Annotated in this window: 21 protein-coding genes, 1 pseudogene and 1 riboswitch; of the genes and pseudogenes, 11 read left to right on the forward strand and 11 right to left on the reverse strand. The window is 71.4% G+C overall.

What is annotated here, in order from left to right; all coding sequences use genetic code 11:
- Positions 1-11: 11 nt before the first annotated feature.
- Positions 12-1,817: a GMC family oxidoreductase N-terminal domain-containing protein gene (locus ACZ5NH_RS24630; RefSeq protein WP_468778102.1), complete on the forward strand. Its 1,806-nt coding sequence runs from the start codon at positions 12-14 to the stop codon at positions 1,815-1,817.
- Between the two features lie 66 nt (positions 1,818-1,883).
- Here the strand turns inward: ACZ5NH_RS24630 and ACZ5NH_RS24635 are convergent, their stop codons facing one another.
- Both ACZ5NH_RS24635 and ACZ5NH_RS24640 read right to left on the reverse strand, forming a co-directional pair.
- Positions 1,884-2,933 carry an LAETG motif-containing sortase-dependent surface protein gene (locus ACZ5NH_RS24635; protein WP_468778104.1) on the reverse strand — a complete coding sequence of 350 codons (1,050 nt, stop codon included), beginning with the start codon at positions 2,931-2,933 and terminating at the stop codon, positions 1,884-1,886.
- Positions 2,934-3,631: 698 nt separating this feature from the next.
- A complete protein-coding gene (locus tag ACZ5NH_RS24640) occupies positions 3,632-3,910 on the reverse strand; it encodes a chorismate mutase (RefSeq protein ID WP_388619759.1) in 279 nt (92 codons plus the stop codon).
- Positions 3,911-4,195: 285 nt separating this feature from the next.
- On the opposite strand from ACZ5NH_RS24640, the gene guaA reads away from it, so the two are divergent.
- Positions 4,196-5,776, forward strand: coding sequence for a glutamine-hydrolyzing GMP synthase (gene guaA / locus ACZ5NH_RS24645; protein WP_468778106.1), 1,581 nt, complete (start codon positions 4,196-4,198; stop codon positions 5,774-5,776).
- 3 nt (positions 5,777-5,779) lie between these two features.
- Here the strand turns inward: guaA and ACZ5NH_RS24650 are convergent, their stop codons facing one another.
- Complete coding sequence (locus tag ACZ5NH_RS24650) at positions 5,780-6,253, reverse strand: pyridoxamine 5'-phosphate oxidase family protein (RefSeq protein WP_468778108.1); 474 nt, start codon at positions 6,251-6,253, stop codon at positions 5,780-5,782.
- Between the two features lie 140 nt (positions 6,254-6,393).
- Here ACZ5NH_RS24650 and ACZ5NH_RS24655 point away from each other — a divergent pair, with 140 nt between their 5' ends.
- Positions 6,394-7,188: a class II aldolase/adducin family protein gene (locus ACZ5NH_RS24655; protein WP_388619767.1), complete on the forward strand. Its 795-nt coding sequence runs from the start codon at positions 6,394-6,396 to the stop codon at positions 7,186-7,188.
- Between the two features lie 15 nt (positions 7,189-7,203).
- Here the strand turns inward: ACZ5NH_RS24655 and ACZ5NH_RS24660 are convergent, their stop codons facing one another.
- Positions 7,204-8,091 (reverse strand): DUF4429 domain-containing protein, encoded by an 888-nt coding sequence (locus ACZ5NH_RS24660; protein ID WP_468778110.1) that lies wholly within the window; start codon positions 8,089-8,091, stop codon positions 7,204-7,206.
- 190 nt (positions 8,092-8,281) lie between these two features.
- Here ACZ5NH_RS24660 and ACZ5NH_RS24665 point away from each other — a divergent pair, with 190 nt between their 5' ends.
- From ACZ5NH_RS24665 to ACZ5NH_RS24675, 3 genes are read left to right on the forward strand one after another with little or no spacing between them, the layout of a single operon-like run.
- Positions 8,282-9,559, forward strand: coding sequence for a hypothetical protein (locus ACZ5NH_RS24665; protein ID WP_468778112.1), 1,278 nt, complete (start codon positions 8,282-8,284; stop codon positions 9,557-9,559).
- A 22-nt stretch (positions 9,560-9,581) separates the two neighbouring features.
- Complete coding sequence (locus ACZ5NH_RS24670) at positions 9,582-10,217, forward strand: hypothetical protein (protein WP_468778114.1); 636 nt, start codon at positions 9,582-9,584, stop codon at positions 10,215-10,217.
- Complete coding sequence (locus ACZ5NH_RS24675) at positions 10,214-10,744, forward strand: DoxX family membrane protein (protein ID WP_468778116.1); 531 nt, start codon at positions 10,214-10,216, stop codon at positions 10,742-10,744. Before ACZ5NH_RS24670 ends, ACZ5NH_RS24675 begins: the two co-directional genes overlap by 4 nt.
- 314 nt (positions 10,745-11,058) lie before the next feature.
- On the opposite strand, the gene ACZ5NH_RS24680 is transcribed toward ACZ5NH_RS24675, so the two are convergent.
- Both ACZ5NH_RS24680 and ACZ5NH_RS24685 read right to left on the reverse strand, forming a co-directional pair.
- Positions 11,059-11,268, reverse strand: a complete 210-nt coding sequence (locus ACZ5NH_RS24680; protein WP_388619778.1) for a hypothetical protein — start codon at positions 11,266-11,268, stop codon at positions 11,059-11,061.
- The gene (locus ACZ5NH_RS24685) at positions 11,255-12,715 is read right to left on the reverse strand and encodes a PspC domain-containing protein (RefSeq protein WP_468778118.1); all 1,461 of its coding nucleotides are present in this window, start codon (positions 12,713-12,715) and stop codon (positions 11,255-11,257) included. The genes ACZ5NH_RS24680 and ACZ5NH_RS24685 overlap by 14 nt, the downstream gene beginning before the upstream one ends.
- A 211-nt stretch (positions 12,716-12,926) precedes the next feature.
- Between ACZ5NH_RS24685 and ACZ5NH_RS24690 the strand changes: the two genes are divergently transcribed.
- On the forward strand, positions 12,927-14,219 hold the full coding sequence (locus tag ACZ5NH_RS24690; RefSeq protein WP_468778120.1) for an ATP-binding protein: 1,293 nt from the start codon (positions 12,927-12,929) through the stop codon (positions 14,217-14,219).
- On the forward strand, positions 14,216-14,959 hold the full coding sequence (locus ACZ5NH_RS24695; RefSeq protein ID WP_450984288.1) for a LuxR C-terminal-related transcriptional regulator: 744 nt from the start codon (positions 14,216-14,218) through the stop codon (positions 14,957-14,959). The genes ACZ5NH_RS24690 and ACZ5NH_RS24695 overlap by 4 nt, the downstream gene beginning before the upstream one ends.
- Before the next feature lie 17 nt (positions 14,960-14,976).
- Here ACZ5NH_RS24695 and ACZ5NH_RS24700 read toward each other — a convergent pair whose 3' ends face one another.
- Positions 14,977-16,041 carry a C40 family peptidase gene (locus ACZ5NH_RS24700; RefSeq protein WP_468778184.1) on the reverse strand — a complete coding sequence of 355 codons (1,065 nt, stop codon included), beginning with the start codon at positions 16,039-16,041 and terminating at the stop codon, positions 14,977-14,979.
- 456 nt (positions 16,042-16,497) lie between these two features.
- Here ACZ5NH_RS24700 and ACZ5NH_RS24705 point away from each other — a divergent pair, with 456 nt between their 5' ends.
- Positions 16,498-16,851, forward strand: a complete 354-nt coding sequence (locus ACZ5NH_RS24705) for a hypothetical protein (RefSeq protein WP_388619789.1) — start codon at positions 16,498-16,500, stop codon at positions 16,849-16,851.
- 3 nt (positions 16,852-16,854) lie between these two features.
- On the opposite strand, the pseudogene ACZ5NH_RS24710 reads toward ACZ5NH_RS24705, so the two are convergent.
- Together ACZ5NH_RS24710 and ACZ5NH_RS24715 are read right to left on the reverse strand one after the other, a co-directional pair.
- Positions 16,855-17,161: pseudogene (locus ACZ5NH_RS24710) on the reverse strand (SLAC1 family transporter); the annotation flags it as partial.
- Between the two features lie 241 nt (positions 17,162-17,402).
- Positions 17,403-18,593 (reverse strand): C40 family peptidase, encoded by a 1,191-nt coding sequence (locus tag ACZ5NH_RS24715; RefSeq protein WP_468778123.1) that lies wholly within the window; start codon positions 18,591-18,593, stop codon positions 17,403-17,405.
- A gap of 29 nt (positions 18,594-18,622) precedes the next feature.
- A riboswitch (cyclic di-AMP (ydaO/yuaA leader) is annotated at positions 18,623-18,728 on the reverse strand.
- A 305-nt stretch (positions 18,729-19,033) separates the two neighbouring features.
- Between ACZ5NH_RS24715 and pcrA the strand changes: the two genes are divergently transcribed.
- Positions 19,034-21,517 carry a DNA helicase PcrA gene (pcrA, locus tag ACZ5NH_RS24720; protein WP_468778125.1) on the forward strand — a complete coding sequence of 828 codons (2,484 nt, stop codon included), beginning with the start codon at positions 19,034-19,036 and terminating at the stop codon, positions 21,515-21,517.
- 42 nt (positions 21,518-21,559) lie between these two features.
- On the opposite strand, the gene ACZ5NH_RS24725 is transcribed toward pcrA, so the two are convergent.
- Positions 21,560-23,083 carry a M23 family metallopeptidase gene (locus ACZ5NH_RS24725; protein ID WP_468778126.1) on the reverse strand — a complete coding sequence of 508 codons (1,524 nt, stop codon included), beginning with the start codon at positions 23,081-23,083 and terminating at the stop codon, positions 21,560-21,562.
- A 222-nt stretch (positions 23,084-23,305) separates the two neighbouring features.
- Positions 23,306-24,157 (reverse strand): esterase/lipase family protein, encoded by an 852-nt coding sequence (locus ACZ5NH_RS24730; protein WP_388619798.1) that lies wholly within the window; start codon positions 24,155-24,157, stop codon positions 23,306-23,308.
- A 225-nt stretch (positions 24,158-24,382) separates the two neighbouring features.
- On the opposite strand from ACZ5NH_RS24730, the gene ACZ5NH_RS24735 reads away from it, so the two are divergent.
- Positions 24,383-24,805: a cobalamin B12-binding domain-containing protein gene (locus ACZ5NH_RS24735; RefSeq protein ID WP_468778127.1), complete on the forward strand. Its 423-nt coding sequence runs from the start codon at positions 24,383-24,385 to the stop codon at positions 24,803-24,805.
- Positions 24,806-24,820 lie beyond the last annotated feature (15 nt).

Here is a 24,820-nt window from a genome sequence, read left to right on the forward strand (position 1 = left end):
GAGGAGAGCACGTGTCGCAGGAGAAGTCTGTCCAGACCCGGGACGAGGACGGGTACGACTACGACGTCATCGTGGTCGGATCGGGGTTCGGCGGTTCGGTGTCCGCCCTCCGGCTCACCGAAAAGGGCTACAAGGTGGGCGTCCTGGAAGCCGGCCGCCGCTTCACCCGGGACTCCCTGCCGAAGAACTCCTGGGACCTCAGGAACTACCTCTGGGCCCCGAAACTCGGCATGTTCGGCATCCAGCGCATCCACCTGCTGGGCAACGTCATGGTGCTGGCGGGCGCCGGTGTGGGCGGCGGCTCGCTCAACTACGCCAACACCCTCTACGTACCGCCGAAGGCCTTCTTCGACGACCCCCAGTGGCGGGACATCACCGACTGGCAGGAGGAGTTGAAGCCGTACTACGACCAGGCCCAGCGCATGCTCGGCGTACGGCTCAACCCGACGATGACCCCCTCCGACGTGCATCTGAAGGCGGCGGCGCAGCGGATGGGCGTCGGCGACACCTTCCACCTCGCGCCGGTCGGCGTGTTCTTCGGCGACGGCAAGGACGCCGACGGCGAGGCGAAGGTCCGGCCGGGCGAGCAGGTGAACGACCCGTACTTCGGCGGCGCCGGTCCGTCCCGCAACGCCTGCACCGAGTGCGGCGAGTGCATGACCGGCTGCCGGCACGGCGCGAAGAACACCCTGAACGAGAACTACCTCTACCTCGCCGAGAAGGCGGGCGCGGTGGTCCACCCCATGACGACGGTCATGTCCGTGACGGACGACTCGCGCGGCGGCTACGCGGTGGCGACCCTGCCGACGGACCGGAAGAAGAAGGGCGAGGGCCGGCTCTTCACCGCGCGCAGGGTCGTCCTCGCGGCCGGCACCTACGGCACCCAGACCCTGCTGCACCGGATGAAGGCCGGCGGCCAGCTGCCGTATCTGTCCGCCCGGCTCGGCGACCTGACCCGCACCAACTCCGAGGCGCTGGTGGGCGCGCAGACCGACAACCGCCGCTACCGCAAGGCGACCGGAGAGCCGAGGGCCGACTTCACGCGGGGCGTCGCCATCACGTCCTCCATCCACCCCGACGAGAACACCCACATCGAGCCGGTTCGCTACGGCAAGGGCTCCAACTCGATGGGCGGCCTGTCCATCCTCCAGGTGCCCTACGCCGAGGGCTCCTCCCGCGCGCTTGCCTGGCTGGCGAACGCGGCCCGGCACCCGCTGCTGTTCCTGCGCTCCCTCTCCAACCGGCGCTGGTCGGAACGGACCATCATCGGCCTGGTCATGCAGTCGCTGGACAACTCCCTGACGACGTACCTGAAACCGGACGGTGTCGGAAAGGGCCTGCTCACCGCCAGGCAGGGCCACGGCGCCCCCAACCCCAAGCAGATCAAGGCCGCCACGGAGGCCGCCTCAGCGCTCGCCGCCGAGATCAACGGCTTCGCCGGCAGCAACGTCGGCGAGCTGATGGGCACCCCGCTCACCGCGCACTTCCTCGGCGGCTGCCCGATCGGCGACTCCGCCGAGACCGGCGTGATCGACCCCTACCACCGCCTCTACGGCCACCCCGGCATCTCCGTCGTGGACGGCGCCGCGGTCTCCGCGAACCTGGGCGTGAACCCGTCACTGACGATCACCGCGCAGGCCGAGCGCGCGATGTCCTTCTGGCCGAACAAGGGCGCGGAGGATCCGCGTCCGGCGCAGGGTGCGGCGTACGAGCGGCTGAAGCCGGTGGAGCCGCAGACTCCGGCGGTGCCCGCGGAGGCGTTCGGCGCGCTGCGCCTGCCCTTCCTGGGGATGCCGGCGGTGCCGCCGAAGCGGTAGCGCGGGTATGCCGAAGGGGCCTGCACCCCCCTCCTGGCGCAGGCCCCTTCGGCTGTGCGACCGCGCTTACGCGGCTGCGTCCGAACCGGCGCCCTTGCGGCGGCGGACGGCGAACACCGCGCCGGCGCCGGCGACGACGGCGACACCGCCGACCAGACCGATGGTCGGCAGCATGGAGCTGGAACCGGTCTCGGCGAGCGAGCCGGTTACGTCCTGGGTGTTGCTCTTGCTCGGCTTCTGGGTGGGAACCGGGACCTGGCCACCCTCCTGGGGCTTCGTCCCGCCCGTGTCGGTGCCGGCCTTGACTATCTTGATCAGGTAGCTGGCCTGGTCCGAGCCGATGCAGTTCTCCTCGTCGTCGAAGTACATCCCGCCACCGATGGTCAGGCCCTCGCCGACCGGCGCGTTGGCCTTCACGTTCAGCCGGAGCTGGTAGTTCACCGTCTGGCCGGCCTTGATGTCGGCGAGGTCGAGGTAGCCGTCGGAGTGGCCGGCGCCGTCCTCGACGTCGTACCAGGCTCCGTCGTACTTCACCTGGAGCTGGACCTGGCTGGTCTTGAACGCGAACTGGGCGTTCGGGTCGCTCGGGCCGACGCCCGCGTAGAAGATGACGTCCTTGAGGTCGGCCGACGTCGGGTTCTTGACGCCGAGCGTGAAGGGGTGCCAGCCGCTGCCCACGGCGATCTCGCCGGGCAGACCGCTGAGCGAGGTGTGGATCTTGGACTTGTAGTGGGCGTCGTCCTCCTCGCAGATCCCGGACGGCGTCGTCGGCCCGTCGCTGGGCTCGGCGCTCTCGCTGGGCGAGGTGGACGCGGACGCGGAGGCGGAGGCCGACTCGGACGCGGAGGCGGACGGCGACGCCGACGTGCTCGTGCTCGTGCTCGTGCTCGCCGAGTCGGAGGCGGACGGGCTGTCCGACGTCTGGCCGGCGGGCGAGTTCTGGTCGGCGGCCGGGCTGGTGCTCGCGTCTGCCGAGGGGGTCGTCTCGGTCGAGGCCGAGCTGCTGACCGAGGTGCTCGGGGACTCGTCGGCGAACGCGGCAGGGGCACAGACCAGGGCGAGCGGCGCGAGGGCAGCCGTCGCGGTCGCGGTCATCATGGCGCGGCGAAGCTTCATTGAGGACCTCTTGTGGGGCTCCCGTGCTGCCGCGCGGCAGCACGTGTCTCGGAGGCCTCCGTGTGTGGGGCACGGGCATGGCCGTTGGTTGCAGGGGGTGAGACCCGTGACCTGTGGGAAGGGTTGTGCGCCGGTCGGGCGGAGGTCGTGTGATGCGAGTCACGCTCAGCCTGGGCGTTCGGCCTTGGCGTTCAGCCGGGGTGTCCGACGGCGCATGGCGAAGGGCCCCGCGGGACGGAGAGACCGCGGGGCCCTTCTTCCGGTCAGCACCGACGTCAGGGCGGCGCCGGTGCCCGGGGCGGCGCCGGGGGGTTGCGCCGCTGGTTCCTTGGTCCTGCCTCCGAGAGGCGGACGGTGTGCAGCAATGCCGTGGTCGGTGAGGGGACGTGGCGGATGCCCCGGCACTGGTGCGCATGTGCAGTTTTCCGCCGGCCGGCCCCGGGCGTCCCCGGAGCCGGCCGTTCCCTTGGGTGACCGGGCTGCTGTCCCCTGCCGTCCGGTCACTTCCCTGGAGCGAGGTCCCACGGCGCACGGCACGACCCGTACGCCTCATCGCTCCAGCGAGCCACGCGTGGTTCTGTCGGGCCCGCCCCTGGCTGGCACGGACACCTCACTCAACGAAGCGCCGCGCGAGCCGGTCACGCGCCGTACGGGTGAGGCGGCGTTCGCACTCACGTACGGCACTCCGCGTGCGTCGCTCAGACGCGGCCCCGGCACAGCTCCAGCAGGGTCATGGCGAGGCCGGTGCCCGGCTTGCCGAGGGCCTCGCGGTAGCGGCCGAGGATCTCCATCTCGCGGGAGAGGTGCACCCGGCGTCCGCCGGAGGCGATGCGGGTCTGCTGGACGACGGCGGAGACGGCCATCCGCTCCTGGATGAGACCGATGATCCGGTCGTCGAGCACGTCGATGCGCTCACGGGCGTCGGCGATGGTCTGCTCCGGGGTCGAGACGGTCTCTTCCGGGGTGGTGGTGGTCATGTCGGGGGCTCCTGGTGAAGGTGGCTGGGACGCCCCGGAACGGCAGGACCCGGAAAACGACAGGCGCCCCGGGCCTTGTCGGCCCGGGGCGCCTGGGAAGTCGCTTGGCGGTTCGCTCAAGCAGCACGACCATGGCAGCCGGCGGGCCGGATGCCATAGGTAAAGACGAAGGTCGAGTGCTTGCGCATGGGGTCAGTATGCCACGGCTGCGTCCAGGGGAAGCCTCCACGTCCACACCGTTAGACTCGTTAGCACAGACCCCGCCCGACCACCAGAAGGCACCCCGTGTCACCAGCGACTTCCACTGCCGCCACCCCGGACACCGTCCTGGTCGTCGACTTCGGCGCGCAGTACGCCCAGCTCATCGCCCGTCGCGTCCGCGAGGCCCGGGTCTACAGCGAGATCGTGCCGAGCACCATGCCGGTGAAGGAGATGCTCGCCAAGAACCCCGCGGCGATCGTCCTCTCCGGCGGCCCCTCGTCGGTGTACGAGGAAGGCGCCCCCCGCCTGGACCGCGAGATCTTCGAGGCCGGCGTCCCCGTCTTCGGCATGTGCTACGGCTTCCAGTTGATGGCGCAGGCCCTCGGCGGCACCGTCGACAACTCCGGCGCCCGCGAGTACGGCCGTACCGACCTGCATGTCTCCAGGACGTCCTCCACCCTCTTCGAGGGCACCCCGGACGAGCAGCACGTGTGGATGTCGCACGGCGACGCCTGCTCCGCCGCCCCCGAGGGCTTCACCGTGACCGCGTCCACGGACGTCGTCCCGGTCGCCGCCTTCGAGAACGACGAGAAGAAGCTCTACGGCGTCCAGTACCACCCCGAGGTCATGCACTCCACGCACGGCCAGCAGGTGCTGGAGCACTTCCTCTACCGCGGCGCGGGTCTGCAGCCGAACTGGACCACCGGCAATGTGATCGAGGAGCAGGTCGCGGCGATCCGCGAGCAGGTCGGCGACAAGCGCGCCATCTGCGGTCTGTCCGGCGGCGTGGACTCCGCCGTCGCCGCCGCCCTCGTCGCGCGGGCCATCGGCGACCAGCTGACCTGCGTGTACGTCGACCACGGCCTGATGCGCAAGGGCGAGACCGAGCAGGTCGAGAAGGACTTCGTGGCCGCGACCGGCGTCAAGCTGGTCGTCGTGGACGCCGAGGAGCGCTTCCTGACCGCGCTCAAGGGCGTCTCGGACCCCGAGGAGAAGCGCAAGATCATCGGCCGCGAGTTCATCCGCGTCTTCGAGCAGGCGCAGGCCGACATCATCGCCGACGAGGGCCCGGCCGTGGAGTTCCTGGTCCAGGGCACCCTGTACCCGGACGTCGTCGAGTCCGGCGGCGGCACCGGCACCGCCAACATCAAGTCGCACCACAACGTCGGCGGCCTGCCCGAGGACCTCGAGTTCAAGCTCATCGAGCCGCTGCGCAAGCTGTTCAAGGACGAGGTCCGCATGGTCGGCCAGGAGCTCGGCCTGCCGGAGGAGATCGTCCAGCGCCAGCCGTTCCCGGGCCCCGGCCTCGGCATCCGCATCGTCGGCGAGGTCACCAAGGAGCGCCTGGACCTGCTGCGCGACGCCGACGCGATCGCCCGCGAGGAGCTCACCGCGGCCGGCCTCGACCGGGACATCTGGCAGTGCCCGGTGGTCCTGCTCGCCGACGTCCGTAGCGTGGGCGTCCAGGGCGACGGCCGCACCTACGGCCACCCGATCGTGCTGCGCCCGGTGTCCTCCGAGGACGCCATGACCGCCGACTGGTCCCGGCTGCCGTACGACGTCCTGGCCCGCATCTCGACCCGGATCACCAACGAGGTCCGCGACGTCAACCGGGTCGTCCTCGACGTCACCTCCAAGCCGCCGGGCACCATCGAGTGGGAGTAGGCCCTAGGTGCGCTTGAGCGTGCGCAAGGGCGTACCGGGCTTCCAGACCTGGACGACGAGATGCTTCTCGTCCTCGACGTAGGTCCGCACGACCTCCGTCAGCTCGGTGCGGAAGAGGTGGAACGGCTCCGGCGGTTCCACCTCTTTCGCGTACCCGGACTTCCGCTCACCCCCGACCTCGTACGCCCGCCCCGCGATCCGTACGTCCCCGCCGCCCATCCCCGTGCCCTCGCCCGGGTTCGCCTGGAGCGCGAAGCGCGGATCGCGGCGCAGGTCGAGGGCCTTCAGCGAGCCCGCCATCATGCCGAGCCACAGCTCACCGTCGCGGAAGTCGGCCTCCAGGCCGGAGGTGCGCGGCGCGCCGTCCTTGCGGAGGGTGGCGAGGACATGGTGACGGAAGGCACGGAAGCGCTGCTCGACGGTCGTCGCCAGCTCGGGTTCGGCGGCGGCGAAGGCCGCCCAGTTCACACGGGTCATGCACGGCAGTCTCACCGGCAAACCGGACATCCTCTGTCGTGTTTCCGCCGCGTACGTCATCTTTACAAAACAGCTCTGCCCTTTTGCGCTGACCGGGGGTAACTTCCGGCGCGTACCGCAATCCCAGCGCTGGAGGACCTATGCACGGGCCCACCCCGCCGCTGCCGCTGCCCACCGACCAGCTGCAGTTCGCCATGCCGCCGATGTTCGACTCGGTCGAGGACGAGCGCCGGCACCGCAAGGAGCGGCTCGCCGGTGCCCTGCGGATCTTCGGGCGGGCCGGGCTGGAGGACGGGGTCTCCGGGCACATCACCGCCCGCGACCCGGAGTTCACCGACTGCTTCTGGGTCAACCCCTTCGGGATGCCGTTCAAGCACGTCACGGTCGGCGACCTCGTCCTCGCCAACCAGGACGGGCAGGTCGTCGAGGGTCGCTACCACGTCAACCAGGCCGCGTTCACCGTGCACGCCCAGGTCCACGCCGCCCGGCCGGACGTCGTCGCCGTCGCCCACTGCCACTCCGTGCACGGCCGCGCCCTCGCCGCGCTCGGCGAGCTGATCGACCCCATCACCCAGGAGAGCTGCGCCTTCTACGAGGACGTGGCCCTCTACGACGCCTACAGCGGCGTCACCGTCGACATCGAGGAAGGCCGCCGGATCGCCGGGGCCCTCGGCTCCCGCAAGGCGCTCGTGCTGCGCAACCACGGACTGCTCACCGTCGGCGACTCGGTGGACGCCGCCGCCTGGTGGTTCCTGTCCATGGAACGGTCCTGCCAGGTGCAGCTGACGGCGAAGGCGGCCGGCCGCCCGGTCCTCATCGACCACAAGCTGGCCGTCGCCACCCGTGAACAGCTCGGCGGCGACCTGGTGGCCTGGATCAACTACCAGCCCCTGTGGCAGGACATCAGCCGCAGCGAGCCCGACCTGCTGAGCTGAACCCGCCGGGCATGCTCAGCCGAACTCCCTGAGCACCGCCGCCTTGGTCATCGCGAACTCCTCGTCCGTGAGCACCCCGTCCCGGTGCAGCTCCCCCAACTCCCGCAGCCGGCGCAGCAGTACGTCATGGTGGTCGACCCGCCCCGGTACGGCCGTCCGCCGCCGGTCCCGGCCGTCGTACCCGGCGCCCGTGCGGGTGGAGGGATGCGGCAGCCGGGCGGTGACGGCCGTCGCGACCAGCGCGGTCAGCAGATCGCGCCGCACGCTGCCCCACAGGTCCAGGGTGTAGGGGTCCCGCTCGGGCGGCAGTTTGGAGAACACCGTCTCCGGGGTCACGAACCGCAGAAAGCCGTCCTCGTACCCCGAGTTGGGCAGCCACTCCACCTGCACCAGGTCCCCGAGGGCGATGATCCGCGGGCCGGTCGCGCGTTTGACCCGGTCGGCGGTGTCGGCCCAGTCGATGCGCACCTGCGTGCCGTCGAAGGAGACCGTGCCGTCGGAGGACCGCACGGACACCGGCACCGGCGGGCCCGGCAGCAGATAGGCGCTCGTGGGCTCCTTGGGGATCCGGTCCAGGAGCAGGGCGTGCCGGATCTCCTCGGCGACGTACTCCGCGACCCCGCCGCGGTCCGCGTCCACCGTCAGCCGGTAGGGGTCGGCCGCATCCGGCAGCCGTCCGCCCGTCGCCTGCAGCAGCGGGTCGGCGCCCTCGCGCAGCCGCATTCGCAGCCGGCCACGCTTGCGCTCGGGTTCCCAGACCACGTCCGAGACGGCCTCCAGCGGCACGGAGACCTCCCCGTACGTCTGGCGGAACAGCGGCACGCAGCGGTGCAGCCCCGGGGTGATCCGGATCGTGCTGCCGTCGAAGGCCCAGGTCCCGTCCCGCTGGATGATCTCGGCCATACGCAAATTCTCGCAGCCGGGTCAACACGGCGGCCCGTACTTCACCCGCCGTGACGCGGCCCGAGGGCCCCGGACGGCCCGGCGTAGGGCACAATTCGCTGTCGACGCAGCGCAGTTGCGCGGCGGCGTGGCCTTCCATCGAGGGCCCGCCGGACGTGCCGGAAGGTCGTGGGGAAGGCGGGCGCCGGTCGTGGCGGTGCAGGAGGCGAGACAGGGCACGGGTGCAGAGGGCCACGAGGGCGGCTGCACCTGCGGAGACTGCCCGCACGGCGCCCGGGAGGGACACCGGCGGGCCGTCGCCGCGTTCCTTCGCCGGCGTGACGAGTTCGCGGCCGGACAGGGCCTGCCGACGGCCGTGGCGCACTCGGCCTCGGCCTCCCGCCAGTGGGTCTCCGAGGAACTGACCCAGTGGGCGGAGGCCGTCGCCGCGCGCGGTCGCGCCGAGGGCGAGGCCTGGCTCGCCCGGCTGTGGCTGCGGACCGTGTGCGTCGTGTGGGGTGCGGTGGTCGCGCTGCTGCTCGGCGAGGCGCTCACCGCGGTCGGCGCGGGCTGGACCGGCGCCCGCACCGCGGCCCTGGCCACCGCGCTCCTCGTCGCCGGTGTGCTCAGCGCCGCCTCCTGGCTGCACCGTGCGCGCGGCGGGGCGCTGGCCCCGGTGATCGGCGAGGACAACCGGATGTCCACCTCCCGCACGGTCGCCGCCTGCTGGGTGCTGTTCGTCGGCTACGCCGTCCTGCTGCTGGCCGCCCGCCTGGCCGGCGCCTCCGACCACGCCGAACGCGACGCGCTGATCTCGGGCCTCGACCTCGCGCGCGGCGCGGGCGTGGTGACCGTCCTTGCCGTGGTGTGCGGCATCGCCGTCCTGGTCCGCCGGGTGGTGGGCCTGCGCATCCTCGCGCAGCGGCTGCAGAAGGTGCCGGCGCACCGGCCGGGCGCCGCCGACCTGCTCACCGACGACTCCGGCCGGGGCGCCTTCACCGACATCCAGTACGTCGCCATCAGCGCCGTCGCCCTGCTGTTCGCCGCCGTACGGCTGGCCCGCCGCCCCGACCAGCTGCCCGACCTGCCCTGGGGCCTGGGCGTGGTGGTGCTGATCTCGGCCGTGACCTACCTGGCCGGCAAGTACGCCGAGGGCGGCCGCCCGGTCGTCCTCTCCGTGGTCCGCGCCCGTGAACCCGGCGACCTGGACGGGCCGATCCGCACCGGCGACGACATCGAGATCCGCGGTGCCGGCTTCGTGCCGCCCGGTGCCCAGGGTGCCGACCGGCTCTCCCGCATGGTGGTCCGCATCGGCGCCGTCGACGTGCACGTGCCGCTGGTTCCCGTCACCGGCGGCTTCAGCAACCCCACCGACGGCGTCCTGACCGTGCCCGTACCGGCCGACGTCGAGCCCGGGGCGGTGGAGGTGCAGGTGGTCACCGCGGCCGGGGTGGCGACCAACCGCTGTATCGTCCAGATCACCGAGTGAGCGGCGGGGGATCGGTCGATCGATGAGCGAGAGCGTCCTGTCGGTGACACCGACCGACCCGCACTGGCAGCCGGCACCGGACGCCGGGAAGCGTGCCGCGGCCCTGGTCCTGGAGCTGGTCTCCGGCTCCCTCGACGACCCGCACGCCGACCCCGACGCCGTCGAACTGGACGTCGACTGGCACGAGGCGATCACCGCCGTCGACTGCGGCTCGAACCTGGCCGGCATCCGCTGCCCGCACTGCGACCGCTCCATTGACCCCGAGTGGTACCGGGACCTGCTCGACGCGTACGACGAGCAGGGCGACGGACTGCCCACCCTCGACATCACCACCCCCTGCTGCACCACCGCCACCTCCCTGGATCGACTGGACTACGACTGGCCGTGCGGGTTCGCCCGCTTCGAGATCGCCGCCTGGAACCCGCAGCGCTCCCTGCTCACCGCCGAGGAACTCACCACCGTCGCCCAGGTCCTCGGCCACCCCGTGCGACAGATCCTGGCCCGCATGAACGAGGTCCGACGGGCCCGTTCCGGCCTCCCCCTACAGGGGCCGAAATCCGGAAAAACGTCCGAGTCGGGATTGAACTGCGCCCCCCTGTCATACGTATGGTCAAGTGAGGGGCGGGACGGCGGGCGAGAGGGCGGTTTGGGACGATGACTCACGGCATTCGGACGGACACGCACATGAACCGGCTCAACGGCCTCGGCGGCTGGCGGGAGACCGCCGCACACTACGCGCTGCTGCCGCTGCGTATCTTCCTCGGCGTCACCTTCATCTACGCCAGCCTGGACAAACTCACCAGCAGCTCCTTCCTGAAGTCCGGCGGAGCCGGATCCGTCGGTGACACCATGCGCTCCGCCCGCGACTCCGCCGCCATCCCGGCCCTGGTCGACATGGCCCTGAAGTCCCCGGTCGGCTTCGGCTACGCCATCGCCCTCGGTGAACTGGCCGTCGGCATCGCTACCCTGCTCGGTCTGCTCGCCCGGCTGGCCGCGCTCGGCGGCGCGCTGATCTCGTTCAGCCTGTGGATGACGGTGAGCTGGTCGACGACCCCCTACTACTACGGCAACGACCTCGCCTACTTCATGGCCTGGATCCCCCTGATCCTGGCCGGCGCCCCCTACCTGTCCGTCGACTCGGCCTGGCGAGCCCGCCGCCGACAGCGACTGGGCGGCTACCGCTGAGCGCTCCGCTGAAAGCGGGGTGATGAACCCGCGGGCCGGGATGATCCCGCGGGCCGGTCGGGGCTGATGGGTGCTGATCGCGCAGTTTCCCGCACCGGACTTCCCCAAGGCCGCTCAGCCGACGGCCGGAACCCCACCGACGACGGCCCCCCAACCGGCGGACCCCCAACTGGCGGCTGGAACCGCACCGGCGGCCGGAACCGCACCGGCGGCGGGCCCCCAACCGGCGGACCACCACCGGCGGCCGGAACCGCACCGGCGGCGGCCCTCCCAACCGGCGGCCGGGCCCCACCTGCCCGCTGGGATCGGGGCCGTCAGCTGCTGCCGGTGTCGCCCCGTCTGCGTATGCCCCGGGCCACGGCTGCCGTGGCACCGGCGAGGAACAGGCCGCCCACGATCAGCGGCACGACCGCGAACCACGGCGTCTCCCACAGTCCCCCCGCATCTCCCGCGAAGACCACGCCGGTGGCAGTGAGGAAGAGCCCCGCGACCAGCCTCCCGGGCTGGAACTCATGACGCAGCACGGTCGACCTCCACCTGTCCCGCCCCGACCTTCAGCGAGAGGTCCAGAGTGCCGGAATCCTTGGCGCCCTTGGCCGGCGTGAGCGTCACGTTCTTGAGCCTGCGTGGCTGCACGTCCACGTCCTTCCTGCTCTCGCCGGGCAACCGGATGTCGCCGACGCCCACCTCGATGGTCATCCGCACGGTCGCGTCCGCCGGCACGATGACCTTCAGCTGTCCCGCACCCACATGGGCGTCCGTCGCGACCGTCCGCCCCTTGCCCGGATGCACCCGGCTCAGGTCCAGCGTGCCGCGCCCGGTGCCGAGGTCGTACTCAGGCCGTACCTGCGCCGCCGCGGCAGGCGCCCAGGAGGTGTCTCTCCAGTGGGTGGTGATGTCCTTGGGCATGGCCGCCGCCCCGGCGAGCAGCGCCGCTGTGACGATCGCCAGGAAGACCGTCCCGGCTCCCGTGCGGCCCAGGAACGCGCTGACCGTGATACCCAGACCGAAGACCGCCAGCGCGCACGCCAGACCGGTCTGCAGACTGGTGCCCAGCGGATGCGTGTCCCAGGTCAGCCCGGTACCGAGGCCGCCCGCCACCAGCGCGAGCAGGAACACCCAGCCGCCGATCCAGCGCGGCCCGCGCGGTCTCGGGGGCGCACTGGGCTGCGGCCGTACGGAACCGGGATGGCCGGGGTGCGTCCAGGGGGTGGCGATACCGACGTCGACGACCGAGGTGAGGTCCCGGTCGCGGGCGTCGCCGGGCCCCCACAGATAGCCGGTGCCGCCGACATGGGTGCCGTCCTTGACGATCGGGTCCCGCCACCACGACGGATAGACCGTGACGACCGGCGGGGCCTGGGCCTCCGGCGGCGCGTCGGCGGCGGCCTGGGCGGCGAGCGGATCGGGGTCAGGGGCGCCGCGACGCCGCGACCAGTACCCGGCGCCCGCCAGCAGCAGGGAGAGCACCACGGCGAAGGCCAGCACCCCGCCGTTTCTCAGCATGGTCAGGAAGATCCCGCAGCCGACCAGGGCGAACAGCACGGCGGCGAGCGCATGGCCGTCTACCCGGCCCGTCAGCAGCTTGCGGACCTCGTTCTCCTCCTCGTCCTCGTACGGCACGAGCAGCCAGGCGAAGCCGTAGAAGATGAGGCCGATGCCGCCGGTCGCGGACAGCACGGCCAGAGTGATGCGGAAGATCACCGGGTCCATGTCGGTGTGCCGACCGAGGCCCGCGCACACGCCCGCGATCATTTTGTGCCCGCGGTCGCGCCGGAGCTGCTCGGGGGCTCCGGCGGCGGTCTGCTCCCGATCCTGCTGCTGTGCGTCGGCGTGCGTATCGGCGCCGGCGCCGGCCGCTTGCGTCTTCTCCGTCGCGGCGGGCGCGGCATCCGTCGGTCCGGTGCCCGGGGCCGGGCGCGGGCCGGTGCCGGGTCCCGGACCCGTCGCGGCGTGCTCGTGATCCGTCATGTGTCCATGGTGACGGCCCGGCCGTCGCCGCGGCAGTCGGGACGACCCTGGCCGAACCCTGAAATCGGCCCTGAGACGAGGCGGGGAACCGTTCGAGCCGCACGCGACCACCCCTGCCCGGCGCTCCCCGACCCGGCCCCGAGGAAGATCAGGGGCGTCTCGGGGGCCGACCCTGATGCCTGGGCCCGCCGGGCATGTGACCATCGTTGGCATGCCGGAAGCCGCAAGCCTGCCAGTCGACGACCCGCGGCCGCCGCGCAAGCTCTACCGCAGCAGCGACGGACGCTGGCTCGGCGGAGTGGCGCGGGGCCTCGCCGGGCACCTCGGGCTGCCCGTCGTCTGGGTGCGGCTCGCCTTCGTCGGCCTGTTCATGGCCCACGGCTTCGGAGCGCTGCTCTACGCGGCGTTCTGGTTCTTCGTCCCGCTGGGCGTCGGCGGTGTCGGCGACCAGAGACAGCCGTCGCTCGTCGCCACGGAGACCGCGCCGGACGGCCGCCGCAGACTTGTGGGCCGCAAGCCGGACCGCGGCCAGATCGTCGCGCTGCTCCTCATGGTCATCGTGTCCGTGGTGTTCGTCAGCAGCGTCAATCTGGGCAGCGGCGCCAAGGTGTATCTGGTGCCGGCCGTCCTCGTCGCGGCCGGTGTCGCCCTCGTCTGGCGCCAGGCGGACAACGCCCGCCGGGCCCGCTGGGTCGAGGTCGGCCGCCGGCGCCGAACCCTGACCCTGCTGCGCGCGGCCGGCGGTGTCCTGCTCGTCACGGCCGGTGTGTCCGCGATCTTCTGGCTGCAGGGCTCGGCCGCCCATCTCGGCGCGGTCCTGCAGGCGGCCCTCGCCGTCCTCGTCGGCATCACGCTCCTCGCCGGTCCGTATCTGGTCCGCATGACCCAGGACCTGTCCGAGGAACGCCTGATGCGCATCCGCGCCCAGGAGCGTGCGGAGGTCGCCGCCCACGTCCATGACTCCGTGCTGCACACCCTCACCCTGATCCAGCGCAACGCCGACAACGCGGGCGAGGTGCGCCGCCTCGCCCGCGCCCAGGAGCGCGACCTGCGCACCTGGCTGTACAAGCCGGAGGGCACCGGCAAGGACGAGGCCGACGAGCCGGACACGGTCGCCGAGGCGGTGCGGCGCAACGCCGCCGAGGTGGAGGACAAGCACGGTGTGCCCATCGAGGTCGTCATCGTCGGCGACTGCCCACTGGACGAGAGGACCGGCGCGCAGATGCAGGCCGCGCGCGAGGCGATGGTGAACGCGGCCAAGTACGGTGGCGAGGGCGGTGCCGTACAGGTCTACGCCGAAGTCGAGGGCAGGACCGTCTTCGTGTCCGTACGCGACCGCGGTCCCGGCTTCGACCTCGACTCGATACCCGCCGACCGCATGGGCGTTAGAGAATCGATCATCGGCCGCATGGAACGCAACGGCGGCACGGCCCGGCTGCGGTCGGTGCCGGGCGGCGGCACGGAGGTCGAGTTGGAGATGGAGAGGGCGGAGAGGACGTCATGAGCGACGCGACCGAGGCGAACGGCACGGCGGGCGCCCCCGAGGGGGCCGGGTCCGGGGCCGCCGACGGCGGCGCGGGCGGACGGCACGTGCGGGTGGTGCTCGTGGACGACCACCGGATGTTCCGCACCGGCGTCCAGGCCGAGATCGGGCAGACCGCCGAGACCGGTGTCGAGGTGGTCGGCGAGGCCGCGGACGTCGACCAGGCGGTCACGGTCATCACCGCGACCCGGCCCGAGGTGGTCCTCCTCGACGTCCACCTCCCGGGCGGCGGCGGAGTCGAAGTGCTGCGCCGGTGCGCGGCTTTGATGGCGGACACCGAGCGGCCCGTGCGCTTCCTCGCGCTGTCCGTCTCGGACGCGGCGGAGGACGTGATCGGTGTGATCCGCGGCGGTGCCCGCGGCTATGTCACCAAGACCATCACCGGCACCGACCTGGTCGACTCGATCTTCCGCGTCCAGGAGGGCGACGCCGTCTTCTCCCCGCGCCTGGCCGGGTTCGTCCTGGACGCCTTCGCCTCCACCGATGCCCCGCCCGTGGACGAGGACCTGGACCGCCTCACCCAGCGCGAGCGCGAGGTGCTGCGCCTGATCGCCCGTGGTTACGCCTACAAGGAGATCGCCAAGCAGCTGTACATCTCGGTGAAGACGGTCGAGTCCCATGTCTCGGCGGTCCTGCGCAAGCTCCAGCTGTCCAACCGCCATGAACTGACCCGCTGGGCTACGGCCCGCCGACTGGTCTGACCCCTGCGGGCTCGCCCCTACGCCACCCGGGTCGCCCCGGCGAACGGCATCAGGTCGACCGGGGCCAGCCGGACCGGTGCCGAGGGGTTCGGGGCGTGGATGATCTGCCCGTTGCCCACGTAGATGCCGACGTGGCTGATCCCCGAGTAGAAGAACACCAGGTCCCCGGGCTGTAGTTCGGAGCGGGAGACGCGGCGGCCCGCGTCGATCTGGGCATAGGTGGTGCGGGGCAGGGAGATGCCGGCGGAGCGGTAGGCGGCCTGGACCAGGCCCGAGCAGTCGAAGGCGTTCGGTCCTGCCGCGCCCCACACATAGGGGCTGCCGAGCTTGGCGTAGGCGTACGCGACGGCCGCCTCGGCGCGCGCGTTCGGGGCCGCGGCCGTACCGGCCTGCTCCAGGGAGTCCCGGGCATCCGAGGCCGAGCGGGAGGCGCGTCCCAGCGCGCTGCCGTCACCGGCGACCTCGGACCGCTGCTGTGGGCTGAGCCGCGCCAGCAGCCGCCGGGCCTCGTCCAGCTTGCCGGTGATGGTCCTCTTCTGCCGCCGCAGCTCGGCCCGCCGGGACCGCAGCGACTGCAGCTCGATGCGTGCCGCGCCCCGCAGTTGCTCGATCTCCCGCAGTTGTTCGCGCACCCCGGACACGGCGGCGGCCTGCCGGTCACCGGCCCGCTCCACGAACGCGGCGTCGTCCAGGTACCGGTCGGGGTCGCCGGACAGGACCAGCTGCCAGGTCGGTGCGAAGCCGCCCTCGCGGTACTGCGCCGCCGCGAACGAACCCAGCGCGTCCCGGGCGGTGTTGAGCTTCTGCTGCTTGCGGGCGGTCTCGTCGCGCAGCGCGTTCAGCCGCCGCTGCTCAGTGTCCGCCTTCTCCTTCGCGCCGTCGTACTTCTCGGTCGCGGCCTCGGCGTCCTGGTAGAGCTGGTCCACCTTGGCCTTCACCTGCGCCGGGGTCAGCTGTGGCTCGGCGTGTCCGGTCCCGTCGAACCCCGTCGCGGTGGCCGCGCCCGCCAGGGCGAGCGTGGCGGCCGTCCGGGCCGTATGGCCGCCCATCGAGCGTTGCCGGGCCTTGCGGTGCGCTGCCACCTGGACCGTCACGTCCTTCCGTACGACTCGCACGACCGAGAGTCCGTGTGCCCGGCGGCGGCCCGCACAGGGGAAGCGGGCCACCGCCGGACCCTTCTCGGCGGTGGTGGCCGACGGCCGCCCCTGGCCCGGGCGGCGGTGGGGAGCCGGTCACCTGGGGGAGGACGCTAGGCCCGACTGTGACGAGTAGGTAACGCGGTGTACGGAACTGGCCTCGATGGACCGGGATGTGACTGCAAGTGACCATGTGGCCGTTCTGGAGTCGTCGCCTTCACAGAGCGCGGTGACCGAAGTGCGGAAAGTGGGATGGACGGGAGCCGTGGGGTGCTATGGGGCGCATATATGCAAGATCCTCCGTGCGACCGCCGACCGCCGACCGCCGACCGCCGACCGCCGACCGCTGTGTCCGGGGCCGGTGGCAGGAGGCCTCCGGGCCCCTGGTTAGGCTCCGGGCCCATGGACGTACTCATCCATCTCTTCGTCGGCCTGCACATCATCGGCATCGCCGCGCTGCTCGGCGGTTTCCTCACCCAGATGAAGGCGATGGGCCAGGGCACGGCCCGGTTCGTGCCCGCGATGCTGCACGGCGCGCTGACCATGCTGGTCACCGGCGTGGTCCTGGTCGGCCTCAACCAGGCCGACGACCACCACGTCAACACCATCAAGATCGGCATCAAGCTGGCGCTGCTGATCGTGATCCTCGGGTTGGTCTATGTGAAGCGCGACGAGGAGAAGATCGACAAGAGCGTGTTCGGGGTGGTCGGTCTGCTGACCATGGCGAACATCTTCATCGCCGTCCTGTGGACCTGACGGTCAGCCGTCCCTGCCGCCGGCGCGGGCCGCGAGCACCGCACCGGCGGCGACCGCGAGCCACACCGCCACCGCCGCCCACAGCAGCACCCGTCCCGGCCAGGTGAGCCACGGGACGCCGAAGACGGTCGCGGCAGACAGCGCCGCCACCGCCATCATCCCCATCGGGAACACCGTCGCCCAGCGCAGCACGTGGTAGCCGGGCCGCCTCGGCGGCCAGCAGGACGACGTAGCAGACCAGATCCAGCACGAGCAGCGCGACCGTCGCGGTGCGCAGCACGCCGCGGTCGTCGGCGTTCCACAGGTACATGCCCGAGTCCCCGTGGACGCAGGAAGGCCGGCACATCCCGCGCATCGACGCAGGAACGGCCGCACGCGCGCGGGGACGCGGAAAACGCCCGTACGCGCGCATCGGCACGTGATGAGCCGACGCGCGCCCGGAGGCCTCAAGGCGAGGCCCCCAAGCCGCCGGCACCTGCGCGCGTGGTCCGGCAATTCGGCGGCACGCGCGCGTGGAGCGGGGCGCGCCCGTGCCCGGGGTGGGTGGTCAGTCAGCCCGGGCGGACCACGCTGTGGATGATCGACTCGCCGCCGTAGTAGATCGACTCCTCGCGGACGTACGCGCCCGGCTTCGGGGCGTGGATCATCATGCCGTTGCCTATGTAGACGCCGACGTGGCTGATGTCGTCGTAGAAGAAGATCAGGTCGCCCGGCCGCGCGTCGGCGAGCGAGACCGTGGTGCCCGCGTTGACCTGGTCGTACGTGGTGCGCGGGAGGCTGACGCCGGCGGCCTTCCAGGCGGCCTGGGTGAGGCCCGAGCAGTCGTAGGAGTCCGGCCCGGTGGCGCCCCACACATACGGCTTGCCGATCTGCGCGCGGGCGAAGGCGATCGCCTTCTCTGCCTTCGTGTCGTACGAGCTGGACGTGCTGGACGTGGTGGTGGACCCCGTCGAGCCGGAGCCCGTCGAACCCGATCCGGAGCCGGACCCCGTGGCGGTGGACGACGACGAGGACGAGTCGGCCTGCTGCTGAGCCGCCTGCTGCTTCGCCAGCTCGGCCGCCTTGCGCGCCGCCTCCTGCTCCTTCTGCCGCTCGATGGCGGCCAGCCGCGCCTTCTCCTGGGCCGTCAGCTGCGACAGCAGTTCCCGCGCCGAGGCCAGTTTCTTCTGCACGGTTGCCTTGGCGGTCTGCAGGTCGTGCTGCGAGTCGCTCAGCGTCTGCAGGCTCTCCGCGGCCTCCCGCCGCTTCTTCATCGTCGCGGCCTGCTCGCCGATGAAGTCGTCGACCGCGCTCTTCTCCCGCGAGGTCAGCCGATTCATCAGCTGGGTCTGGTCGAAGTAGTCCTGCGGGTCGTTCGCCAGCAGGAAGGTGGCCGTGTCCGGAGCGGCGGCGCCGGTGCGGTACTGGGCCGCGGCGAAGGAGCCCAGCTCCTCACGGGCCTTGTTGAGGCGTGCCGTGCGCCGGGCGACGTCCTCGCGCAGGGCGTCGACGCGGCCGCGCTGTTTGCCGGTCCGCTCCTTGGCCGCGTTGTACTTCTGGGTCGCCGACTCCGCCTGGCGGTAGAGATCGTCGACCTTCTTCTCGACCTCCTCCAGGGTCGGCTTGGCGCGATCGGTACCCGGGGCGGCCTCCGCGGTCTGCGAGAGCACGGCCATGGAGGTGAGGGCGGCGGTGGCGAGGGCGGGAGCGCGAAGGCCGGTTCCGATGGTCCCGCCGGGGCGCGGCTTGCGGTGCGACGCCAAGAGAGGCGACTCCTTCCAGTGGGCCGCCTACCGGGTTAGCTGTCGGGTTCGGGCGGTGGTTCGGAAGGGTTGCCCTACGGCGGCGTCCCAGGTGGGAGCCGGCCGATTCACCCCAAAGGTCGGTGGGTCCCCGGCTCCGGGCGCCCTGCGGGGCACGCCGGACTCGGCGGGGGCCGCGCGGCCCGGCGAGGTTCGCCGGTAGGGGTCGTGCGGCCCGAACGCACGCTAGCCAACTCGTGTGACTCCTGTGAAGGTTGGTGCGTGATATGTCCGATACATTTTCGTGACCTGAGCCAGGTTTCGCTTCTGAGTCATCGGACGGTGCCCCTCTGTGAGCAGGGCGCGGGCCGTTCGACGGCGAAGATCAACTGCTTTCCGGGGCGGCCGTGTTCCGGGGACGGCGACCGGTTGTCGGTGGGGAGCCCTAGACTCGTAGAGCGATGAGCAGCCTCTTTGACGACAGCTTCCTGGCGGACCTCCAGGCCCCTCGCGGGCGCGAGGAGGAGCCCCCGCCGCCGCCCGAGGACGATCACGCTCCGGAGCCGCTTCCGGACGATCTGTTCGGCGGGAAGTTCGACGTGCCGCCGGACCGGGACGCGTACTACCGCGACGGCGCCCCGCGTCCCGCCCTCGACGCGGCGGCGCTGCTGGAGGGGCTGAACGACAACCAGCGCGCCGCGGTCGTGCACGCCGGCTCCCCGCTGCTCATCGTCGCCGGCGCCGGCTCCGGCAAGACCCGTGTGCTCACCCACCGCATCGCCCACCTGCTCGCCGAGCGGCATGTGCACCCGGGCCAGATCCTCGCGATCACCTTCACCAACAAGGCCGCGGGCGAGATGAAGGAGCGCGTCGAGCACCTCGTCGGCCCGCGCGCGAACGCGATGTGGGTGATGACCTTCCACAGCGCGTGCGTGCGCATCCTGCGCCGGGAGAGCAAGAAGCTCGGTTTCACCTCCAGCTTCTCCATCTACGACGCCGCCGACAGCAAGCGCCTGATGGCCCTGGTCTGCCGCGACCTGGACCTCGACCCCAAGCGCTTCCCGCCCAAATCGTTCAGCGCGAAGATCAGCAACCTGAAGAACGAGCTGATCGACGAGGAGGACTTCGCCGCCCAGGCCACCGACGGCTTCGAGAAGACCCTCGCCCAGGCCTACGCGCTCTACCAGTCGCGCCTGCGCGAGGCCAACGCGCTCGACTTCGACGACCTGATCATGACGACGGTCAACCTGCTGCGTGCCTTCCCGGACGTCGCCGGGCACTACCGCCGCCGCTTCCGGCATGTCCTCGTCGACGAGTACCAGGACACCAACCACGCGCAGTACGCGCTCGTGCGCGAACTCGTCGGCACCGGCGAACACAGCGAGGACATCCCGCCGAGCGAGCACGACCTCCCGCCCGCCGAACTGTGCGTCGTGGGTGACGCGGACCAGTCGATCTACGCCTTCCGGGGCGCGACGATCCGCAACATCCTCCAGTTCGAGGAGGACTACCCGAACGCGACGACGATCCTGCTGGAGCAGAACTACCGCTCCACACAGACCATCCTGTCCGCCGCCAACGCGGTCATCGAGCGCAACGAGTCCCGCCGCCCGAAGAACCTGTGGACCAACGCCGGCCAGGGCGCGCGGATCACCGGTTACGTCGCCGACACCGAGCACGACGAGGCCCAGTTCGTCGCCGACGAGATAGACCGTCTGGTCGACGCGCGCGAGGCCAGGGCGGGCGATGTCGCCGTCTTCTACCGCACCAACGCCCAGTCCCGTGTCTTCGAAGAGGTCTTCATCCGCGTCGGCCTGCCCTACAAGGTCGTCGGCGGGGTCCGCTTCTACGAGCGCAAGGAGGTCCGGGACGTCCTGGCCTATCTGCGCGTCCTCGCCAACCCCGAGGACTCGGTGCCGCTGCGCCGCATCCTCAACGTGCCCAAGCGGGGCATCGGCGAGCGCGCGGAGGCGATGATCGACGCCCTCTCCCAGCGCGAGAAGATCAGTTTCCCGCAGGCGCTCAAGCGCGTGGACGAGGCGTACGGCATGGCCGCGCGCTCCACCAATGCCGTCAAGCGGTTCAACACGCTGATGGAGGACCTGCGCACCATCGTCGAGTCCGGTGCGGGTCCCGCGACCGTCCTGGAGGCGGTGCTCGAACGCACCGGCTACCTGGCCGAGTTGCAGGCCTCCACCGACCCGCAGGACGAGACCCGCATCGAGAACCTCCAGGAACTCGCGGCGGTGGCCCTGGAGTTCGAGCAGGAGCGCGGGGAGGGCGAGCAGGGCACGCTGGCCGACTTCCTGGAGCAGGTGGCGCTGGTCGCCGACTCCGACCAGATTCCCGACGAGGACGAGGAAGGCTCCGGCGTCATCACCCTGATGACCCTGCACACCGCCAAGGGCCTGGAGTTCCCGGTCGTCTTCCTGACCGGCATGGAGGACGGCGTCTTCCCGCACATGCGCGCCCTCGGCCAGACCAAGGAACTGGAGGAGGAGCGGCGCCTGGCCTACGTCGGCATCACACGCGCGCGGGAGCGGCTCTACCTCACGCGGTCGGCGATGCGCAGCGCCTGGGGCCAGCCGTCGTACAACCCGCCCTCCCGCTTTCTGGAGGAGATCCCGGCCACCCATGTGGACTGGAAGCGGACGGGAGCGGCGGCGCCGGTGTCCTCCGGCCCGGCCTCCGGGATCGCGGCCTCGCTGTCCTCGACCCGCTCGCGTTCCTCGGCGTCGGGTGCGTCCGGGTTCGCCACGCGCCGCACCACGGAGAAGCCGGTGGTTGCCCTCGCCGTCGGGGACCGGGTCACCCACGACCAGTTCGGGCTCGGCACGGTCGTCGCCGTGAAGGGCACGGGCGGGAACGCGGAGGCGACGATCGACTTCGGCGACGCCAAGCCGAAGCGACTGCTGCTGCGGTACGCGCCGGTGGAGAAGCTGTAGGGGAGAAGCCGTAGGGGGTCTGGGGGCGAAAGTCCCCGGGCTCTACGTCGGGTCGAGCCCGTGGCTCCGCAGCCACGGCAGCGGGTCTATGGCCGCCCCGCCCGCGGGCCGCACCTCGAAGTGCAGGTGCGGGCCGGTGGAGTTGCCGGAGTTGCCGGAGTAGGCGATCGGCTCGCCGGCCTTGACGGACGTCCCGGAGGCGACGCGGTAGCTGGACAGATGGCAGTACCAGGTCTGCGTGCCGTCCTTCGCCGTCACGATCATCATGTTGCCGTAGGCGCTGTTCCACTTGGTGGAGACGACGCCGTCGGTCGCGGCCATCACCGTGGTGCCGTACGACACCGGGAAGTCGATGCCCGTGTGCACGGACATCCAGTTCACCCCCGCCTGGCCGAAGTAGGCGCTGAGCCCCTTCTGCGTGACCGGCAGCACGAACTTGGGGCGCAGCCGCTCCTTGAGCGCGGCCGCCGCAGCGGCCTTCTTCTGCTCCAGTTCCTGCTGGTTCTTGAGGTCGATCCGCTCCTGCGTCCGGCTCGCCCGGTCGGCGAAGTCATGGGCGCCCGCGGACAGGGTGTTGAGCTGGGTGTCCAGCTTGCTGTTGGCGACCGAGGCCTTGACCGCGTGCGTGTCCGAGGCGGAGGCCGTGGTGTCGTGTCCGTTGTCGGTCAGCGCGCCGACCGAGGCGGCGGCGATCCCGGCGACGCCCATCACACAGACCGAGGGGACGGCGATGGTGAGCAGCGCGGAGCGCTTGGCGGTCGTACGCCGGCGGGAGCGCCCGGCGCTGCGCGAGCCGGCGCGGGGCGTCGGCGCGATGTCCTCCTGGTCGTCCAGCAGCTCGGCGGCGGCCTGTTCACCCGCGGTGCCCGACGCGTCGTCCCCGACCTGCTGTTCGTCGAAGGCGGTGTCCTCGTAGGGGACCTCGTCGTAGGGGACCTCGTCCTCGTACGGGGTCTGCCCGTACGGAACCTGCGGGAAGGCGCCGGTCGCGTGCGGGTCGCCGACCTGGTCGAAGGTGGCGGTGGCCTGCTGGCCGAACGGTTCGGCAGGCTGCTCGGCCTCCACTGGCGTGGCCTGGCCGCCGGAATTCCACTGTGTGGCGTCGAAGGTACCCGACTCGAAGGTCTGGGTACCCCACGCCCATTGCTGGGTCGGCTGGGCGATCCCGGACTGGTCGGGCTGCAGCCAGGCGCTCGCGTCCCACTGGCCGCTGATGTCGTTGCCCGTCGCCTGGGCGGGGATCGTCCAGGCGGTGGAGTCGTAGACGCCGGAGTCGTAGGCGGCGTGGTGCTGGGCCGCGTACGGGTCGTAGTTCGGGGTCTGGCCGGTCTGCCACTGCGTGCTGTCGTACGCGCCGGTGCTCTGCTCGCCGGGCAGGCTGCCGAAGAGCGGGTCGGTGGCGAAGGTGCCGGTGCCGTCCGGAAAACCGGTGGCCTCGTAGCCGCCGTACGTGGTGAAGTCGCCGTAGGGGGCTCCATGCGTCCCGTACGGCGCGTAGTGCGCGGCGGAGGCGTCTGAAGCCGGGGCCGGGGTGGTCATGGTCCCCGACGGGTGACGGTCGTTCACCAACTTCTCTTTCGCCTCGACAACAGGGGCTGCCAGAGCAGTGCGGTGACTGTACCCGCCGGTACCTGGACGCGACAATCTTCGGCTGGTTTCGCGCCCGCCGGAAACGGGCATTCGGCGGCGTTTCGGGGGGCGCAGGACACGAGTTTGGCCGAGAGTTCGATTGGTGTTCGATGTGCGGTGACTGTTCGTCACCTGTGCGTCACTCCGATGCCGGACAGATCACGCCACCGTGAGACCGTCGGCGACCCGGTCCCCGGCGTGCGGGGAGTCGAGGGCCTCGCGTATCCCGGCCGCGACGGCGGGATGCACGGGCAGGGCGAGATGTCCGATGCCGGTCACCCGGACGTTCTGCGCGTCGAGGTCGGGGTGCTCCAGGCAGGCCGTCTCCAGCGGCACCATCACGGAGTCCAGGTCACTCCAGAAGCTGACGAACCGGGTACGGCAGCCGGGCGCGGGCCGGGCCAGCTCCTCGATCACCCCCGAACCGGGCCGCATCTGGCGCACGATGGGATGGGCGTTGGCCAAAGGTGCCGCACTGGTCCCCGAGTGCGGTGTACCCAGCGTGACGAGGATGCGCACCCGCAGGTCACCGCCCAGACACTGCACGTAATAGCGGGCGATCAGCCCGCCGAGGCTGTGCCCCACGATGTCGACCTGGTCGCTGCCGGTGCGCTCGCAGATCTCCTCGACGTGCCGGCCGAGCAACTCGGCGGCGGCGCGGATGTCGCAGGTCAGCGGGGAGTAATTGAGCGATACGACCCGCTGCCCGCCGTGCTGCGCGAGGTTGCGGCGCAGCAGCAGGAACACCGAGCGGTTGTCGATGAAACCGTGCAACAGCACCACCGGCGGGCCGGAGCGGACCGGCAGCCGGGCGGTGCCGTCGCCGGCGGGCAGAAAAGGGGCGCGGCGCTCCTGGGTGAGGCCGGTCGGATACAGCAGGAGATGGCAGGCCAGGATCGCGGCCTCCAGGGCGGTCGCCTTCAGCAGCGCCACGGAGATTCCGGCGAGTCTGCCGGGCCACAGGCGCCGGCAGAACGGGAGAAAGAGCGGCAGTACCCCGGTGACCTTCATGGGCCGACCTCCTGTCGGCACACCGGAGGACGGCTCGATCCCCCGTGTGCCCTCATGTCCCACCATGTGATTTCCCCCTCGCCGCGCACCGTAAAACTGCCGGTTGCGGGATGCTGGAGATAACGTTCGTTCACTTCGCGACGGGTGGCGGACCGCGCCAAAAGTGCGGTACTTGTCGTTACGGACGGAAGCGATCGCTTCCGTGGTCGTTTGATGGAGGCAGTGATGGGTGTGGCAGCGGGTCCGATCCGCGTGGTGGTCGCCAAGCCGGGGCTCGACGGCCACGATCGGGGGGCCAAGGTCATCGCGCGTGCCCTGCGCGACGCCGGCATGGAGGTCATCTACACGGGGCTCCACCAGACGCCGGAACAGATCGTGGACACCGCCATCCAGGAGGACGCCGACGCGATCGGCCTGTCCATCCTCTCCGGCGCGCACAACACGCTGTTCGCCGCGGTGATCGACCTGCTCAAGGAGCGCGAGGCCGAGGACATCCTCGTCTTCGGCGGCGGCATCATCCCGGACGAGGACATCCCGCCGCTGAAGGAGAAGGGCGTCGCGGAGATCTTCACACCGGGCGCGACGACTGCGTCGATCGTGGAGTGGGTGCGGGAGAACGCCCGTCAGCCTGCCGCGTCCGGAGGCTGAGCGACCGCGTCCGGC

The organism is Streptomyces sp. NPDC031426 (genome assembly GCF_055581585.1).

What these genes read in the sequence shown, in the direction of transcription:
- ACZ5NH_RS24670 (WP_468778114.1), top strand. Translation starts at nt 9,582, where the DNA reads ATGAGCGAGAGCGTCCTGTCGGTGACACCGACCGACCCGCACTGGCAG.
- ACZ5NH_RS24635 (WP_468778104.1), bottom strand. Translation starts at nt 2,933, where the DNA reads ATGAAGCTTCGCCGCGCCATGATGACCGCGACCGCGACGGCTGCCCTC.
- ACZ5NH_RS24705 (WP_388619789.1), top strand. Translation starts at nt 16,498, where the DNA reads ATGGACGTACTCATCCATCTCTTCGTCGGCCTGCACATCATCGGCATC.
- ACZ5NH_RS24690 (WP_468778120.1), top strand. Translation starts at nt 12,927, where the DNA reads ATGCCGGAAGCCGCAAGCCTGCCAGTCGACGACCCGCGGCCGCCGCGC.
- ACZ5NH_RS24650 (WP_468778108.1), bottom strand. Translation starts at nt 6,253, where the DNA reads ATGACCCGTGTGAACTGGGCGGCCTTCGCCGCCGCCGAACCCGAGCTG.
- ACZ5NH_RS24640 (WP_388619759.1), bottom strand. Translation starts at nt 3,910, where the DNA reads ATGACCACCACCACCCCGGAAGAGACCGTCTCGACCCCGGAGCAGACC.
- ACZ5NH_RS24660 (WP_468778110.1), bottom strand. Translation starts at nt 8,091, where the DNA reads ATGGCCGAGATCATCCAGCGGGACGGGACCTGGGCCTTCGACGGCAGC.
- ACZ5NH_RS24675 (WP_468778116.1), top strand. Translation starts at nt 10,214, where the DNA reads ATGACTCACGGCATTCGGACGGACACGCACATGAACCGGCTCAACGGC.
- ACZ5NH_RS24685 (WP_468778118.1), bottom strand. Translation starts at nt 12,715, where the DNA reads ATGACGGATCACGAGCACGCCGCGACGGGTCCGGGACCCGGCACCGGC.
- ACZ5NH_RS24730 (WP_388619798.1), bottom strand. Translation starts at nt 24,157, where the DNA reads ATGAAGGTCACCGGGGTACTGCCGCTCTTTCTCCCGTTCTGCCGGCGC.
- ACZ5NH_RS24695 (WP_450984288.1), top strand. Translation starts at nt 14,216, where the DNA reads ATGAGCGACGCGACCGAGGCGAACGGCACGGCGGGCGCCCCCGAGGGG.
- ACZ5NH_RS24735 (WP_468778127.1), top strand. Translation starts at nt 24,383, where the DNA reads ATGGGTGTGGCAGCGGGTCCGATCCGCGTGGTGGTCGCCAAGCCGGGG.
- pcrA (WP_468778125.1), top strand. Translation starts at nt 19,034, where the DNA reads ATGAGCAGCCTCTTTGACGACAGCTTCCTGGCGGACCTCCAGGCCCCT.
- ACZ5NH_RS24655 (WP_388619767.1), top strand. Translation starts at nt 6,394, where the DNA reads ATGCACGGGCCCACCCCGCCGCTGCCGCTGCCCACCGACCAGCTGCAG.